Genomic DNA, 14201 nt, shown 5'->3' on the forward strand with positions numbered 1-14201 from the left:
GTCACGATTCCGGAGCCGACCACCGGGGCCGCAACACCTTAGCCGCCCCTCCCGCAAGGTCCGTCCATGGTCACGTTCCTCTCCGGCGGGACCGGAACGCCGAAGCTCCTCGACGGAGCGACGGCCGCGTTCACGCCGGCGGAAACGACCGTCGTCGCAAACACCGGCGACGACGTCGAACTCGGTGGTCTCTTCGTCTCTCCCGACGTCGATACCCTTCTCTTCCAGGGGGGCGGGGTGCTGGACCGTGGCACGTGGTGGGGCATCAACGGGGATACGCACCGGACGCACGACGCGCTCCTCGACCTCGCAGGGTCGATGGGTCGCTCGACCGAGCCGACGTACCTTCCCGAATCGCGCCAGACAGCCGGTCGGGATATCGCCGACTGGCGGCGCTTCTCGGGCGTCGGCGAGTTCATGACGATCGGCGATCGGGATCGGGCGGTTCACCTCACGCGGACGAGCCTGTTAGACGAGGGAAAGACCCTGTCGGAGGCGACCGCGGCGATCGCGCGCGCCTTCGGCATCACGATCGACATCCTGCCGATGAGTGACGACTCGGTCGCGACGCTCGTCCACACCGACGAGGGTCTGATGCACTTTCAGGAGTTCTGGGTCGCGAACGACGGTGAGCCAGCAATCGAGAACGTCGAGTTCAGGGGATCGGCGACGGCCGAACCTGCGCCGGGCGTCCTCGAAGCGCTCGGGGACGTCGTCGTCGTGGGACCGTCGAACCCGATCACGAGCATCGGGCCGATGCTCTCGGTCTCCGGAATCGGCGACGCACTCGCGGAGACCACCGTCGTGGCCGTCTCACCGTTCCTCGGCGGGGACGCGTTTTCGGGCCCCGCGGCGAAACTCATGGGTGCGGTCGGTGCGCCGCCCGGAACCGCGGGTCTCCCCGCGGTGTACCCGTTCGCGGACGCCTTCGTCGTCGACGACTCGGACTCGGGGTCGTTCGATCGACCGACCGTCGAGACGGACATCCGCATCGACTCGCCCGACGACGCCCGTCGTGTCGTCGACGCCGTCGCCCGGGCGATCGATCTCGTGGAGTGAGTCGGGAGGGCACGTACCGACATGGCTACCGACTCACCGTTCGAACCGAGACTCGCCCTGGCGAGCCTGAGTGGGGAGTCAGACGCGACCTGGGCCCGGCAGGGTTCGGACGCGGCGGGTGCCGCGTTCCTCGGCGGTATCGCCCTCGACGAACCGGCCAGAGAGGCCGCTCGCGTCCTCGTCGCCCGCGGCCGGTCGGAATTTCTGCCACCCGATCCGATCAGCTTCGTCGACGAACAGCTCGCGGCGATCGGGTCCGCGCCGATCCGGCCCGGGATCAACGTTCGGTCGACCACCGTCGAGCCAATCGAGACCGTTGCCCGCGTCTGTCGACGCCACGATGCGCTGCTCGAGGTGAACGCACACTGTCGCCAGGACGAACTTCGCGAGGTCGGCTGTGGGGAGACGCTCCTTGGCGATACAGATCGACTCTGCGAGTACGTCTCGGCGGCCGCCTCGTCCGGGGCCACGGTGGGGGCGAAGGTTCGCGCGGAGGTACCCGGCGTCGACCTTCCTGCGACCGCTCGCGCTATCGAGGAAGCGGGCGCGTCGTTCGTCCACGTCGATGCGATGGATTCTGAACCCGTCGTCGCTGCGGTCGCCGACGCGACGGACCTGTTCGTGATCGCGAACAACGGCGTTCGCGACGAGCGGACGGTCTCCGAGTACGTCGCGTACGGCGCCGACGCGGTAAGTATCGGCCGACCGAGCGACGACCGGCGCGTGCGCGAACGCGTCGCGGCCGCTGTTTCCCGTCACCTGGGGTCCGACGACCGGCCCGGTCCGACCGACGGCGATCGGATCGCGTCGTCCGGGTCGGTGGAAAAGGGCTAAGGACGGTCCTCGCCCAGGATCAGTATGAACGGGCCCGCGGATCGCGCTCAACTCGCGCTGTTGCTCGAAGTCGCCGGGACGCCGAAACCGGGGAACGTCGATCGGGAGCGCGATCTGTCTGCTCTCCGTTTCGAGCACTTCCTCGCGGGTGCCGTCGGTTCGCGAACGGGACTCGACATGGCCGAGGCGGGCGACCCTGTCGGCGCGGCGTTCGAACGATCGGTCGCGGGCATGGCGACACAGGAGGGTGGCAACACGCAATTCGGTTCGCTCCTCTTGCTCGTCCCGCTGGTGAGCGCGGCCGCCGCCGAACTGACCCCGGAACGGTGTGACGACGTCGTCTCCGAGACGACGGTGGCCGACGCGGAAGCGTTCTATCGCGCGTTCGATCACGTCTCCGTCGCCGTGGACGATCCACCGGCGGACGCGGCCGCTCTCGACGTTCGTCGCGGCTCGGACGCGATACCGGCCGTCCGGGAGCGAGGACTCGACCTGCAGTCGGTCCTCGAACTGGGTGTGCCCGGCGACGACGTCGCCAGGGAGTGGGTGACGGGATTCGAGCGGTCTTTCGCGGCGGCCGACCGACTCGGGGACCGGTCCGGACCGGTGGTCGACCGCACCGCCGCCGTCTATCTGTCGCTGCTGGCCGAGCGGCCGGACACGCTCGTCGTGACTCGGCACGGGGAGTCGGTCGCCGCGGACGTGCGCGAACGGGCGTCGACGCTGGCCGAACGGGACGCGGTCGTGACCGATCGTCCGGCCGTCACCACATTCGCAGACGACCTTGTGGCCGAAGGGATCAATCCGGGAACGACGGCCGATCTCGTCGCGGCCGGCCTCTTCATCGCGCTGGAGCGAGGAACGATCTCCGTATGACCGGGTCGAACGAGTCGAATCGAAGGGTGGAGTCGGTAGCCAGCGATGGCGAGGATCCGTCGACTGCCGGTGGGGCCAAACCGTCCGACTGTGGCGCGGACGAAACCGCACCAGAGAGGGTGGACGACGGCGGCGTCGACTGGCCCGTCGAACTGACCGGCGTGACCGAGTCGCTGGTGACGACGCTCGGGCCGAACGACCGGTGGAACGTCGCCCCGCTCGGACTCTTCGCCGGCGACCCGGTGACGGCGACGACGTGGGGCGCCACGCGAACGCGTCGGAACGTCGACCGAACGGGTGAGGGATACGTCCAGTTCGTCACCGACCCGGTCACGTTCGTCGACGCGGCCCTCTCCATCGTCGAGACGACGAATCCGGTGGTCGATCAGGCCCACGCCTGGGCTCACGTCGAGTTCACGCGGGTCGATTCGGGCCACGATGGCGACACCGAGTGGGTCCGCTGGGCGCTCGTTCCGGTCGAGACGACGATCGTCTCCCGAACCGTCCCGACGCTTTCGCGCGGGCTCGGCGCCGTCATCGAGGCTAGCGTCGCCGCCTCGCGCCTCGGTACGGACGCCTACGACGAGTCGACGTGTCGGCGAACGATCGCTCGCGCGGGCGACGTCGTCGAGCGGGCGGGCAGTCCGCGCGAACGCGAGGCGTTCGATCGATTGCTCGCCCACGTTGACGAGGATATCACCCTCGAATAAGCGCTGCCGTCCCGTTCTGCCACGTTCCAGCGCGGGCGCTCCGGTCGTCGCGGCCACCGGAAAACGGTGTCTTTTAAGGTCCGCGGGTCGGAGCCACACGCATGGCCATCAAACCCGCCTACGTGAAGAAGACTGCGACGCTCCTCATGGAGCGCTACCCGGACGCCTTCACGGACGACTTCGAGCAGAACAAAGAGAGCGTCGAGAAACTCACGAACATCGAATCGAAGGGCGTTCGCAACCGCATCGCCGGCTACGTCACGCGCAAGCAGGGCGTTCCCGCGGCCTGAAACTGGTTTCGTTCGGACACAGATTCGTCGTGCACCGGTGGTGAGCGACAGCCGCGTGTCGAAGCGCCGCCTGGAAACGGACGTCCCCTCGTGGAACCACCGAGACGCCGTGGCGGGACGAACGCAGCGAGAAGTCGTTCGACGATCGACCGCCGCTCCTCGTCGCCTCAGCTGGTCGATCAGTTCGGTCGAAAAGACGCCTGCGGGATCGTTCGGAACCGGTTTCGGTGGTCAGGGCGTCAGTGCGAGGCGTCCGGGTTCCAGGAGAAGTCCGCGACCGTCCCGAGGACGACGGCGACCAGACCGACGATCACCGAGAGGAACGCGGTCAGGACCGGTGCGAGCGTATTTTGCCGTGGGGTGTTTTTGAGCAACTGGTTCCAGATCTCTCCGTAGAAACCGAGGATAGTATACGCGCCGTAGAGCACGAGGACGATCCCGAGGATGAGGACGAGGCGGTTGACGATCTTCCCGTTCATCAGCGTGTCGTAGATCGGATCGGTGATTTTGCTGAACATGGTCGATAGGGGTGCTCGCTGGTGGCCCGGTGGTCGACCGGTTCGCCCCCAGCGGCGTTCGTTGCTCGGACGATTTCGCTCCGGTCGCTTAATATCTTCTATCCGCGAGCGATCGTGATCGCTCACGTGGTGTCCGTGCTCCAGTCGACTCCGCAGACAGAGTCCAGTTTTGCACGCACCCAAACGGCTTTCTCCGCGGACTTCCGAGGGAAGCGCAATGAGCGTTAGAGTCGGAATTCTCGGAGCGACCGGTGCCGTCGGGCAGCGTCTCGTCGAGTTATTGGCCCCGCACCCGTCGTTCGAGATCGCGTCGGTGACGGCGAGCGAGTCGAGCGCAGGGGCGACCTACCGGGACGCGGCGAAGTGGCGCACGGGATCCCCGATTCCCGATGCGGTCGCGAACGTCGAGGTCGTCCCGACCGAGCCCTCGGCCGTCCCGGACGACGTGTCACTCCTGTTCTCTGCCCTCCCCTCGGACGTCGGCGCCCGGGTCGAGCCCGCATTCTGTGAGGCGGGGTACGTGGTCTCGTCGAACGCCTCGAACGAACGGATGGCGGACGACGTGCCGCTCGTCATCCCCGAACTCAATGCCGATCACCTTGCGCTACTCGACGTACAGCGGGCAGAGCGCGGCTGGGATGGCGCGCTCGTCAAGAACCCGAATTGCTCGACGATCACGTTCGTCCCCACGCTCGCGCCCCTCTCCGAGTACGGACTCGAACGCGTCCACGTTGCGACGCTCCAGGCCGTCTCCGGTGCGGGCTACGACGGTGTCTCGTCGATGGAGATCGTGGACAACGCCCTCCCCCACATCGGCGGTGAGGCCGAGAAGCTGGAGACCGAGTCGCGAAAACTGCTCGGCTCGTTCGACGGGTCGGCCATCGATCACCACGACGTGACCGTCTCGGCGTCGGTCAATCGAATCCCGACGCTCGACGGGCACCTAGAGAACGTCTGGGTCGAAACCGACGACGACGTCACGCCGGAGGCGGCCGCGGAGGCGATGGCCGCCTATCCGGGAATCGACCTCCACACGGCCCCCGATCCGTTCATCGAGGTGCTGTCCGAGCCAGATCGACCGCAGCCACGTCTCGACCGGAACCGGGGCGACGGCATGGCCGTCTCCGTGGGTGGGCTGGAATCGTCGGCGACCGGCGGCCTGCAGTACAACTGTCTCGCGCACAATACGATCCGCGGGGCGGCCGGCGCGAGCGTACTGAACGGCGAACTGCTCGTCGATCGCGGCTACGTCTGAGCCCGGGGACCAGTCCTCTCGCTCGCGGGCGGTGACAGTGCAAGCGAGGAAGCGACCGTCTCGTCTCCGGCGCCGTCGACACCGCGAGTCGCCCCTTCACCACGCTCGGGTTCACCGCGAGTCGAGCCTTCACCACGCTCGTGGCCGCTTCCGAACGGCTTAATCCGCCGGCGGTGACAGTCACCGTATGCGCGTAGGCGTACTCGGAGCGGGAACGATGGGACAGGGTATCGCCCAGGTCGCCGCACAGGCCGGCCACGACGTCGTGGTCAGAGACATCGAGTCTGAATTCGTCGAAGACGGACTCGACGGGATCGAGTCGACGCTCGCGGAGGGTGTCGAACGTGAGAAGGTGACGCCGGACGAGAAGGCGGCCACGCTCGATCGACTGTCGGGGACGACTGACCTGGAGACTGCCGTCTCGGAGTCCGATCTGGTGATCGAGGCCGTCCCCGAGGACATGGATCTCAAACAGGAGACGTTCACGTCTGTCGAGGAATCGGCGGATGAGGAGACGATCATCGCGTCGAACACCTCCGCGCTCTCGGTGACCGAGATCGCGAGCGCGCTGGAGCGACCGGAACGGGCGATCGGGCTGCACTTTTTCAACCCCGTCCACCTGATGTCGCTCGTCGAGGTCGTGGTTCCCGAACGGACGAGCGACGAGACCGTCGAGACGGCCGAGGCGTTCGTCGACGGAATCGGGAAGTCACCGATCACGGTCCGCGATTCCCCAGGATTCGCATCGTCACGTCTCGGGGTCACGCTCGGCGTCGAGGCCATTCGGATGGTCGAGACCGGCGTCGCATCGCCCCGCGACGTCGATCGGGCGATGACGCTCGGGTACAACCACCCGATGGGCCCGATCGAACTCACGGACGTGGTCGGTCTCGACGTCCGCCTCGACATCCTCGAACACCTCCGGGAGGAACTCGGCGAGCGGTTCAAACCGCCGCAACTGCTCAGACAGAAAGTCCGCGCTGGCAACCTCGGTCGAAAGACCGGCGAAGGGTTCTACGTCTGGGAGGACGGCGAGATCGTCGGGGTGAGCGACGGCGCGATGAGCTCCCCGGAGGGTGACCGATGAGCGACGACGCATCGGCGGACGACGCCTCGTCTGAGTCACCCGACGGTGCGGTCACCGGCGACGTGACCGAAACGTCGTTCGAGACGGTACAGGTCGAGATCGGCCAGCGTGCCGAGAACGTCGCGACGGTAACGATCGACCGACCCGACGCGAGAAACGCGCTCAACGGAACCGTCAGAGCGGAACTGAAGGCCGCACTGCCAGCGCTCGAAGCGGACGACAGCACCCGCGTCGTCGTCCTCACGGGCTCGGACGAGGCGAACGCGTTCGTCGCAGGCGCCGACGTGAGTGAACTCCGCGAGCGCGGGCTGGTAGAGCAGCGCGAGAAGAGCGAGCGACCGCGCGTCTACGAGGTCGTCGACGAGCTCGACGTGCCGGTGATCGCCCGGGTGAACGGCCACGCACTCGGCGGCGGGTGCGAACTCGCGACCGCCTGCGACGTCCGCATCGCAGACGAACGGGCCAAACTCGGCCAGCCGGAGATCACGCTCGGCCTCATCCCCGGCGGGGGCCGAACGCAGCGACTCCCGCGTCTCGTCGGACCCGGGCAGGCGAAACGCCTGATCCTCTCGGGCGACGTGATCGACGCCGAAGAGGCCCACGAGATCGGGCTCGTCGAGGACGTCTGTGCGCCGGACGAACTCGACGATGCGGTGTACGATCTCGCGGCGTCGATGGCTGCCAACAGTCCGCTCGCGCTCGAATACGCCAAAGACGCGATTCAGGCGAGCGCCCGGCTCCCGCTCGACAGCGGGATCGACTACGAATCGGAACTGTTCGTCCAGCTGTTCGCCACCGACGACAAGAACGAGGGCATCGACGCGTTCTTCGAGGACCGCGAACCGGAGTGGCGCGGTCGGTAGCGACGACCCGTACCCGGGTCCGTCGATCGGACGGACCGTCGTTCGATTGCAACGCGAGCACTCGGGTGAGTAGCGTATGCGGGTGGCGTTCTCTCAAATCGAAATCCGGCGAGAACGTCAGATCTGAACCGGCAATCGGTGAACGCGATGTCGGTGGCGGGGTTCGTCGATCGACGTCGACGGTGCTTCTTCAGTCTGCGTTGACGGCGGTCGGCTGACTCGTTCCGGCGGTCGCTCGATGGGTGGCGACGTCGTCCTGCGGGCCATTGATGAACAGGGCGTGGCCGATCAGGCCGGTCGCCACGAGTGCGCCACCCGGAATCGCCGTGATCGTCGGCAACCCGGCGACGGTCAACACGGCGGCGATTCCGAGCAGCGATACCGGAATGAGGGCCAGAACCAGATCGTAGTATCGAGCCATAGTTGTTACGTACTACGTCAAAGCGCTATATAAAGATTTTCCATATTCTAACTGTACTTGATCGGCTTACCACGACGATAGTGGGTGGATCCATAGCATAAGTTATGCAGTGAATTTCCCCCCTGGACGTGGGATGCGGCGACGCCAATCGCCGTCGAGACGAGACGACCCTGTAGCGCGAGCTGGTTCAGCCAGAACGGACCGCGGAGGAGAACGGAACGTTGCGGACAGTGAGGGGACCGAATCGAGAATGGTAGTGGCGAGGTGTTCGTGATAGACCGACTGTGACGCGGCGCTCGTACCCGACGCTCGCAGGCGTTAGCGGAGCTGATCTCTCTCTCTCTCTCTCTCTCTCTCGAACCCTGCAACCACATCGATCCAGTGAGGTCGGTCGTCGATCGGTTCGAACGGACGCCCAGAGCGACTACAGCCGTTCCTCACGGGATCGAACGACCCATTCGAACGTGAGGCGCGACCCGAGAACAGCGACGGAACCCAGGCCCACCATCACGGCCATGAACGACCACGGCACGTTCCCAGGGGCGACCGGCGACCCGCGGATCAGAAAGGCGACGTTCGTCGCGGCGAGCCAGCAGATCAGGACCGACCGGAGGTGCGTTGTGAGTCCGATCCGCCGTCGATCGCGGTACAGGTTCGAGAGCGTCGCACACCCGATCCAGCCGAGTACGAACGGGGCGATTGTCGCCAGGGCGTACCCCGGATCTTCGATCGGGTCGCCCCGGTGTCTCAGCAGTCCGAGCAGCGCGAGACCACCGATGACGAAGCTATCGACGGCGAGTGCCCTGATCTCTCCGTTCGCCACCGACTCAAATCGAGTAGGTAATCGCTCGAGCACGGTCGTGCGTCGGTGCCCAGGGACTATCCGTGTCTCGATTTCGCAGGAGGTGTCCGGGTCCACGGAGAGCAGAACTAATATATCACGACCACATATGTCGAGACAGATGGGTGTCGCCGACGAGACGCAGCGAGGCTGTGACGGCTGTGACCGGTCCGTCGCGGTGGCCGACCTCACGACCGTCTCGATGCCGGACGGGACGCTCGTCGCGTGCTGTCCACGCTGTACTCCACACGCCCGTGCAGCCGCGAAACGGGCCGCAGAACTGGATACGACGAAAGGAACCTGTGACGGCTGTCGAACGACCGTCGCGGAGTCGGATCTGGAGGACGTCGTTCTCACCGACGGCGCCGTGGTCTCCCTCTGTGGGTCCTGCAGGGAGGACCGACCAGGTCGATCGAGGACCCCGTCGTCGGGGGTCGCCGATACCGAGACGACGGAGATCGCACGTCGAAAGTCGCTGTGTACCCACTGTCACGAGTGGGTCGACGAGGAACGCTATCGCGTGACGCTCGTGGACGATCGGGCGGAGAAACTGTGTGAGACCTGCAAGGAGACGGCCGTGGAGACGGGGATCGTCGTCGACGTCTCGATGCGACGGACCGACGCGAGAGACATTCTCGGCGTCGACGAAGGCGCATCCACCGCCGCTATTCGATCCGCGTTTCAGACTCAGATCAAGAACGCTCACCCAGATCGCCCGACCGGCACCAGGGAGGCGTTTCGACTCGTCACGGAGGCCTACGACCGGTTGCGATCGTCTCAGTGAGCCGACCGCTGCCATTCGACATCCATTTCCGTGGGGGTGGATCGGGAACCGCGTCGGTTACGCCGTCTCCGGTGTGGACGCGTCGCGTCTGACGAATCCGATCGTCGCCGGATCGAAGAAGTAGGCGGTATCGCAGACGTCGCAGGCCGTCTCGAGCAACTGACCGTGTTTGTGCAGTTTCCAGAGTTTCGTCTGTCCCTCTTCGAGTTCCAGCGTGACCGGGTGACCGCAGTCGGCCAGCGTACACGGAAACCGGATGTACCAGTTCGGCACCGAAAGCGCCCCGAGGGGGGCGAGCTCGGCTCGCAGCCGACTGAGGAGGTTGAACACCGTCACCGTCAGATTCTCACGATTCAGCGTGACGCCCTCGACACCGTCTACGAATCCGCCGCCGAGATCTGCACGCTCGTACAGCGGCAGGACCGGAATCCCCTTCGCGATCGCGTAGCCGATCTCCTGGTTGATCCACTTGCTGTCGGCCGACGATTCCGTCAACACCGCGACGACGACGTCGCTGTTGGCGAGTCGTCCTTCCAGTCGGTCACGGCTCCGTCCGGACTCGACGGCTTCCAGGGCGAGGTGGACGCCAAACGGGAAATTTTTCACCGTCGCGAAGATCTCCTGGACGATCGCGAGGTCCGCCGGATCGTGCGAGACGAAGACCTGTTCCCCGGACATTTTCGGTTAGTCTACCACGGGTGTACACCATTATTAATGTACCTACATCCCTCGCAGGGAGGTGATGGTCCTGACTGAACCCCGGTGGGTTTTTAGATTCCAAAGGAGACTGGGTCGAACGATATCGGACGATCGACCGTACCTCGCCGACCCGTCGGAGTGACGTGACCATCACCGACCCGTCGGAGTGAGTACAATATCACCGACCAGTCAGAGTGGGTACAATACTACCGACCCGTCGGAGTGAGTACAATATCACCGACCAGTCAGAGTGACGTGAATACCACAGTCCGTTCAAAGTGGGTCGACCAGCGATTCGAGGGCGGCTGCCGGGTCGTCGGCCTTCGCGACGCCGCTGGCGAGCAGGACGCCTTCGGCACCGAGCTCGCGGGCGGCCACCACGTCCTGGCCGGTCGAGATGCCTGCCCCGCAGAGGACGGCGACCGACTCGTCGACGCCGTCGACGGCAGTCACGGCGGACTCGACGATCTCCGGGTCCGCCTGGCTGACTGGCGTGCCGGTCCCGATGAGTGCGGGCGGCTCGATCGCGACCGCGTCGGGTCCGAGTGCCGCGGCGGCGGCCGCCTGCTCGGGCGTGTTCGCGCAGACGATCGTCTCGAGATCGGCCCGGTCGCTCGCCGACAGACCCTCGTCCAGCTGATCGAGGCGGATCCTGTGCTCCGAGTGGTTGAGGAGTGTCCCGGTAGCGCCCGCGTCAGCGACCGATTCGGCGAGTATCGATCCCGTGTTGCTCCCCGGTTCGATCGGATCCACGTGCTGTGCCCAGGTTTCGACGCCCGTGTCGGCGACCGCGTCGATCGCCGTCGGTTGCGGGGCGACGGCCAGTCGGGCGTCTGTCGTCGGCTCCACAGCTGCAGCCGCCTCGGCGACCGCGACCTGATCGCACGGATACGTCTTGGTGTTGACGAGGACGAACATACCCGAACGGCTTCCGGGCGGCAGGAAAAGCCTTGCGAGTCGGTGGGACGGCGCGAAGCGGTCAGTCCTTGCGTTTGACGACGTCGCCGAGCGTGTAGCTGCCGGTGCTCGATCCGCCGCTCCACTCGGCGTCCTCGTCGCTCCCGCTGCTTGCGGTGAGCGAGACGTCGAGGAAGCGTTCGAGTTTCGACTGGACGTCGTCGCTCGGGAGCGTCTCACCGCGCTCGAGTTTTCGGATCAGGCTCGCCTTCTCGTTGAGTTCGTTCGCGAGGTCGGACTGACTCAGGCCCGCCTCCTCGCGTGCCTGTCGGATGGTGTCGTCGTAATCCGGCGCCAGTTCGTCCATCTCGTCGAACATGTCCGAACTGCGGCCACCACCGCCGCGACCGCCGGAGGCTCCGCCGGCTCCCGACGTGCCGGACGACGACCCGCTGGTCCCGTCGGATCCCGAACTCCCGGTCGAGTACTTCGTCGACGTACTCGAGGTCGAACTCGGCGTCTGCACCTCCGTCCCGAAGTCGGTACAGTTCGAGCAGACGTCCAGCTTCGCCCCCTCGACCTTGATGGTCTTCGGGGCCTGCGTCTCGGCGCCACACATCTCACACTGAACCATGCGCCAGGATATGTCGTGGCGAGTGATAAAGGATGCGCCCCCGGTGGTCGACCCAGCGGACGGCGCCTACTCGAGGGCCGTCCACGCGTAGTAAAACCGCTGCAGAGCGGTCAGGTGACCGACGGCGGCGAGGAAGGCGAGGAGCCACCAGACGAGTCCGTGTCCGCCGTACGTGCCCGAGAGTGGGACGACGAGCAGTCCCACCAGGCCGATGAGGGCGAGTCGATCCGCGCGACCGACGAGACCGCCGTAGACGCGGTCTAGACCGACTGCCTGAGCCTGCGTTCCGAGGTACGAGGTCAGGAGGACGCCGCTCACGGCGGCGAACCCGAGCGGGTAAGCGTCGATACCCGCGGCGAGTCCGGCGATGATCACGACATCCGCGTACCGATCGAGGACGTGGTCGAGCAGGTCGCCGGCCTGCGAAGCGACGGCCTGTTTTCGGGCGAGGGCCCCGTCCACGACGTCGAGCCAGCCGTTCGCCAGGACGGCCAGTGCGGCGACGGCGTACCACCACTGCTCGGCCACGCCCCCGAGATAGAACGCCCCCGCGGCGGCCAAGGCCATCGCGAACGCGACGACGCTCACCCCGTTGGGCGTCATCCCCGCACGGTCGAACCCGTTCACGAACGGTCGGAGCGCCCCCGAGATGTACGGACGGAGTGAGTCGAGCGTCATCCCAGGTACCCCACGAAGTCGACCGTCCCGGCGCTGGGATCGCGCTTTCCAACCACGACATCGGCGATGCGATCGGCGACGGACACCGGATCGATGTCGGTCGTGTCGATCTCGTAGACCGCGTCGCGACCGTGGATCTCGACCGCCTCGGCGAGGATGACGTCGAGCGCCTCGCTCTCGGCGTTCTCCCGGGCCTTCGCGGCCGATTCGCCCCGATCGCGAAGTCGTCGTTCGAGCTCGGTTGGCTCACACCGCAGGACGACGACGCGGTCTGCCTGGAGGTGGTGGGAGAGGTGTGACTCGACGACCAGCGGCGCGCGGTCGTCGACCGCCGCTTCGAGCGCGTCGAGGTCGGCGATCACGCTGTCTCTGTCCTCGTCGACGTCGGTGTACAGCGACTCCGATTCGAGGAGGTCGTTCAGGTGACAGACGCCGTCCGTGCTGAGGCGGTTCCGGCCGCTCGACAGTTCGGCGCGGATTTCGCCGTCGGTCGCCACCGACCCGAGATCAACTCCTCGGTCGCCGAACCGGTCGGGAAGGAGTTCCGTCGCCGACGTCTTTCCGGTCCCCGGCGTGCCGGTGACGGCGATCCTCACGACTCGTTCACCTCCCGGTCGGTGGCGGCTCCTCCGGCGTCGCCTCGATCGGGAGTCGGATCGCGAGCATCGAGTACGGCGTTGATCGCCTCCGCGGCTCGCTTCGTCTCCGACTCCGTCCCGCAGGTGACCCGGATGCAACCGGGGAGCCCGAAACTCGTACAGTCCCGGACGATGACGCCGCGTTCTTGCAGGTCCGACGCGACACCGGCCCCGTCCCCGACGTCGAAGAGGACGAAGTTCCCCTCGCTCGGCCAGGCGGGTGCCTCGACGCGGGTGGCGAGGTGCTCGCGGGCCCAGCGGACAGATTCCACGGTCATCTCGACGTGTTCTGCGTCCTCGAGGGCGGCCAGCCCGGCCCGGCAGGCGAGTTCGCTCGCGGCGAATGGGGTGTTCACCCGGGCGTAGGCGTCGGCCCACGCGTCGGGCACCACGGCGTATCCCAGGCGAACCCCGGCGAGGCCGTAGGCTTTCGAGAACGTTCGAATCACGGCGACGTCCTCACGCGCGTCGAATCCCTTGCGCCCCTCGATCAGCGCGACGGCGCTGTCCGTCTCCGCGAACTCGCCGTAGGCCTCGTCGACGACGACGAGCGTCCGGTCGCTCGTCCCGTCGGCCAGACGCTCGATCGCGTCGAGGGACATCGTCGTTCCCGACGGGTTGTGCGGACTGGTCAGGTAGACGATCCGTTCGCCGTCGTATGTACCGAGGATGGAATCAGGATCCTGCGCGAAGTCTCGGTCCTTCGAGAGCACGTACGCGTCGAGCGTTCCGTGGTGGAACCTGGTGCTCATGGCGTAGTACGCGAATCCGGGTTTCGGGACGAGGACGGCGTCACCTGGATCGAGCATCGCTCGCGAGAGGTAGTCGATCGCGCCGTCGCCCCCGTTGCCGAGCCAGATCTGGCCGGACGAGACGTCCCACCGATCGGCGAGCGCGTCGGTCAGGTCCGCGTGGGCGGCCTTCGGGTAGTCGCTGGCCGTCTCCGCGGCCTCGCGCAGGGCTTCGACGGCGGCCGGGGCGGGGCCGTGCGGGTTCTCGTTCGAGGAGAGCGTGACGAACGATGCCGGGTCGCGACCGAGTTCGCGCGCCACCTCCTCGATACCCCGGCCCGCCTCGTAGGTCGCGTGGGCCGAGAGGTCTCGTGGCTGCATGGACG

General features: G+C 66.5%; 18 protein-coding genes. 9 read left to right on the forward strand and 9 right to left on the reverse strand.

Features of this window, described 5'->3' with window-relative positions:
• Positions 1–66: 66 nt before the first annotated feature.
• The 5 genes from cofD (at position 67) to NO366_RS13115 (ending at position 3769) form a co-directional block, all read left to right on the forward strand.
• On the forward strand, positions 67–1059 hold the full coding sequence (cofD, locus tag NO366_RS13095) for a 2-phospho-L-lactate transferase (protein ID WP_256531236.1): 993 nt from the start codon (positions 67–69) through the stop codon (positions 1057–1059).
• A 21-nt stretch (positions 1060–1080) separates the two neighbouring features.
• Entirely contained in the window at positions 1081–1893 is an 813-nt protein-coding gene (locus NO366_RS13100) for a beta/alpha barrel domain-containing protein (RefSeq protein ID WP_256531238.1), read from the forward strand.
• Between the two features lie 24 nt (positions 1894–1917).
• Positions 1918–2769, forward strand: coding sequence for a triphosphoribosyl-dephospho-CoA synthase (locus tag NO366_RS13105; RefSeq protein ID WP_256531239.1), 852 nt, complete (start codon positions 1918–1920; stop codon positions 2767–2769).
• Positions 2766–3479, forward strand: a complete 714-nt coding sequence (locus NO366_RS13110; RefSeq protein ID WP_256531240.1) for a DUF447 domain-containing protein — start codon at positions 2766–2768, stop codon at positions 3477–3479. Before NO366_RS13105 ends, NO366_RS13110 begins: the two co-directional genes overlap by 4 nt.
• 101 nt (positions 3480–3580) lie before the next feature.
• Positions 3581–3769 carry a 30S ribosomal protein S17e gene (locus NO366_RS13115; RefSeq protein ID WP_256531241.1) on the forward strand — a complete coding sequence of 63 codons (189 nt, stop codon included), beginning with the start codon at positions 3581–3583 and terminating at the stop codon, positions 3767–3769.
• Positions 3770–4008: 239 nt separating this feature from the next.
• Here NO366_RS13115 and NO366_RS13120 read toward each other — a convergent pair whose 3' ends face one another.
• Positions 4009–4287 (reverse strand): hypothetical protein, encoded by a 279-nt coding sequence (locus NO366_RS13120; RefSeq protein WP_256531242.1) that lies wholly within the window; start codon positions 4285–4287, stop codon positions 4009–4011.
• Positions 4288–4504: 217 nt separating this feature from the next.
• Here NO366_RS13120 and asd point away from each other — a divergent pair, with 217 nt between their 5' ends.
• The 3 genes from asd to NO366_RS13135 all read left to right on the forward strand — a co-directional run bounded on the left by asd (position 4505) and on the right by NO366_RS13135 (position 7492).
• Positions 4505–5542, forward strand: a complete 1038-nt coding sequence (gene asd, locus NO366_RS13125; protein ID WP_256531243.1) for an aspartate-semialdehyde dehydrogenase — start codon at positions 4505–4507, stop codon at positions 5540–5542.
• Positions 5543–5729: 187 nt separating this feature from the next.
• On the forward strand, positions 5730–6629 hold the full coding sequence (locus NO366_RS13130) for a 3-hydroxyacyl-CoA dehydrogenase family protein (RefSeq protein ID WP_256531245.1): 900 nt from the start codon (positions 5730–5732) through the stop codon (positions 6627–6629).
• Positions 6626–7492 (forward strand): enoyl-CoA hydratase/isomerase family protein, encoded by an 867-nt coding sequence (locus NO366_RS13135; protein WP_256531246.1) that lies wholly within the window; start codon positions 6626–6628, stop codon positions 7490–7492. The genes NO366_RS13130 and NO366_RS13135 overlap by 4 nt, the downstream gene beginning before the upstream one ends.
• A 190-nt stretch (positions 7493–7682) precedes the next feature.
• On the opposite strand, the gene NO366_RS13140 is transcribed toward NO366_RS13135, so the two are convergent.
• Both NO366_RS13140 and NO366_RS13145 read right to left on the reverse strand, forming a co-directional pair.
• The gene (locus NO366_RS13140) at positions 7683–7913 is read right to left on the reverse strand and encodes a DUF8015 family protein (protein ID WP_256531247.1); all 231 of its coding nucleotides are present in this window, start codon (positions 7911–7913) and stop codon (positions 7683–7685) included.
• Positions 7914–8337: 424 nt separating this feature from the next.
• Positions 8338–8736 (reverse strand): DUF3054 domain-containing protein, encoded by a 399-nt coding sequence (locus tag NO366_RS13145; protein WP_256531248.1) that lies wholly within the window; start codon positions 8734–8736, stop codon positions 8338–8340.
• A gap of 139 nt (positions 8737–8875) precedes the next feature.
• Here NO366_RS13145 and NO366_RS13150 point away from each other — a divergent pair, with 139 nt between their 5' ends.
• Positions 8876–9538 carry a J domain-containing protein gene (locus NO366_RS13150; protein WP_256531249.1) on the forward strand — a complete coding sequence of 221 codons (663 nt, stop codon included), beginning with the start codon at positions 8876–8878 and terminating at the stop codon, positions 9536–9538.
• A 57-nt stretch (positions 9539–9595) separates the two neighbouring features.
• Here the strand turns inward: NO366_RS13150 and NO366_RS13155 are convergent, their stop codons facing one another.
• The 6 genes from NO366_RS13155 to hisC all read right to left on the reverse strand — a co-directional run bounded on the left by NO366_RS13155 (position 9596) and on the right by hisC (position 14196).
• Positions 9596–10216, reverse strand: a complete 621-nt coding sequence (locus tag NO366_RS13155) for a toll/interleukin-1 receptor domain-containing protein (protein ID WP_256531250.1) — start codon at positions 10214–10216, stop codon at positions 9596–9598.
• A 294-nt stretch (positions 10217–10510) separates the two neighbouring features.
• Positions 10511–11155, reverse strand: a complete 645-nt coding sequence (tpiA, locus tag NO366_RS13160) for a triose-phosphate isomerase (RefSeq protein ID WP_256531251.1) — start codon at positions 11153–11155, stop codon at positions 10511–10513.
• 61 nt (positions 11156–11216) lie between these two features.
• The gene (locus NO366_RS13165) at positions 11217–11768 is read right to left on the reverse strand and encodes a multiprotein bridging factor aMBF1 (RefSeq protein ID WP_256531252.1); all 552 of its coding nucleotides are present in this window, start codon (positions 11766–11768) and stop codon (positions 11217–11219) included.
• A gap of 66 nt (positions 11769–11834) precedes the next feature.
• Positions 11835–12446 carry a CDP-alcohol phosphatidyltransferase family protein gene (locus tag NO366_RS13170; protein WP_256531253.1) on the reverse strand — a complete coding sequence of 204 codons (612 nt, stop codon included), beginning with the start codon at positions 12444–12446 and terminating at the stop codon, positions 11835–11837.
• Entirely contained in the window at positions 12443–13042 is a 600-nt protein-coding gene (locus tag NO366_RS13175; protein ID WP_256531254.1) for an adenylate kinase family protein, read from the reverse strand. Before NO366_RS13175 ends, NO366_RS13170 begins: the two co-directional genes overlap by 4 nt.
• Entirely contained in the window at positions 13039–14196 is a 1158-nt protein-coding gene (gene hisC, locus NO366_RS13180) for a histidinol-phosphate transaminase (protein WP_256531255.1), read from the reverse strand. Before hisC ends, NO366_RS13175 begins: the two co-directional genes overlap by 4 nt.
• Positions 14197–14201 lie beyond the last annotated feature (5 nt).

Origin of the sequence: Halovivax cerinus (assembly GCF_024498195.1) — an archaeon.
Lineage (GTDB): Archaea > Halobacteriota > Halobacteria > Halobacteriales > Natrialbaceae > Halovivax > Halovivax cerinus.

Bases quoted from the DNA above. Each gene is read 5' to 3' on its own strand.
- NO366_RS13105 (WP_256531239.1), top strand. From the start codon at position 1,918: ATGAACGGGCCCGCGGATCGCGCTCAACTCGCGCTGTTGCTCGAAGTC.
- NO366_RS13155 (WP_256531250.1), bottom strand. From the start codon at position 10,216: ATGTCCGGGGAACAGGTCTTCGTCTCGCACGATCCGGCGGACCTCGCG.
- NO366_RS13170 (WP_256531253.1), bottom strand. From the start codon at position 12,446: ATGACGCTCGACTCACTCCGTCCGTACATCTCGGGGGCGCTCCGACCG.
- NO366_RS13110 (WP_256531240.1), top strand. From the start codon at position 2,766: ATGACCGGGTCGAACGAGTCGAATCGAAGGGTGGAGTCGGTAGCCAGC.
- NO366_RS13135 (WP_256531246.1), top strand. From the start codon at position 6,626: ATGAGCGACGACGCATCGGCGGACGACGCCTCGTCTGAGTCACCCGAC.
- hisC (WP_256531255.1), bottom strand. From the start codon at position 14,196: ATGCAGCCACGAGACCTCTCGGCCCACGCGACCTACGAGGCGGGCCGG.
- NO366_RS13140 (WP_256531247.1), bottom strand. From the start codon at position 7,913: ATGGCTCGATACTACGATCTGGTTCTGGCCCTCATTCCGGTATCGCTG.
- NO366_RS13150 (WP_256531249.1), top strand. From the start codon at position 8,876: ATGGGTGTCGCCGACGAGACGCAGCGAGGCTGTGACGGCTGTGACCGG.
- NO366_RS13130 (WP_256531245.1), top strand. From the start codon at position 5,730: ATGCGCGTAGGCGTACTCGGAGCGGGAACGATGGGACAGGGTATCGCC.
- NO366_RS13115 (WP_256531241.1), top strand. From the start codon at position 3,581: ATGGCCATCAAACCCGCCTACGTGAAGAAGACTGCGACGCTCCTCATG.
- cofD (WP_256531236.1), top strand. From the start codon at position 67: ATGGTCACGTTCCTCTCCGGCGGGACCGGAACGCCGAAGCTCCTCGAC.
- asd (WP_256531243.1), top strand. From the start codon at position 4,505: ATGAGCGTTAGAGTCGGAATTCTCGGAGCGACCGGTGCCGTCGGGCAG.
- tpiA (WP_256531251.1), bottom strand. From the start codon at position 11,155: ATGTTCGTCCTCGTCAACACCAAGACGTATCCGTGCGATCAGGTCGCG.
- NO366_RS13120 (WP_256531242.1), bottom strand. From the start codon at position 4,287: ATGTTCAGCAAAATCACCGATCCGATCTACGACACGCTGATGAACGGG.
- NO366_RS13100 (WP_256531238.1), top strand. From the start codon at position 1,081: ATGGCTACCGACTCACCGTTCGAACCGAGACTCGCCCTGGCGAGCCTG.
- NO366_RS13165 (WP_256531252.1), bottom strand. From the start codon at position 11,768: ATGGTTCAGTGTGAGATGTGTGGCGCCGAGACGCAGGCCCCGAAGACC.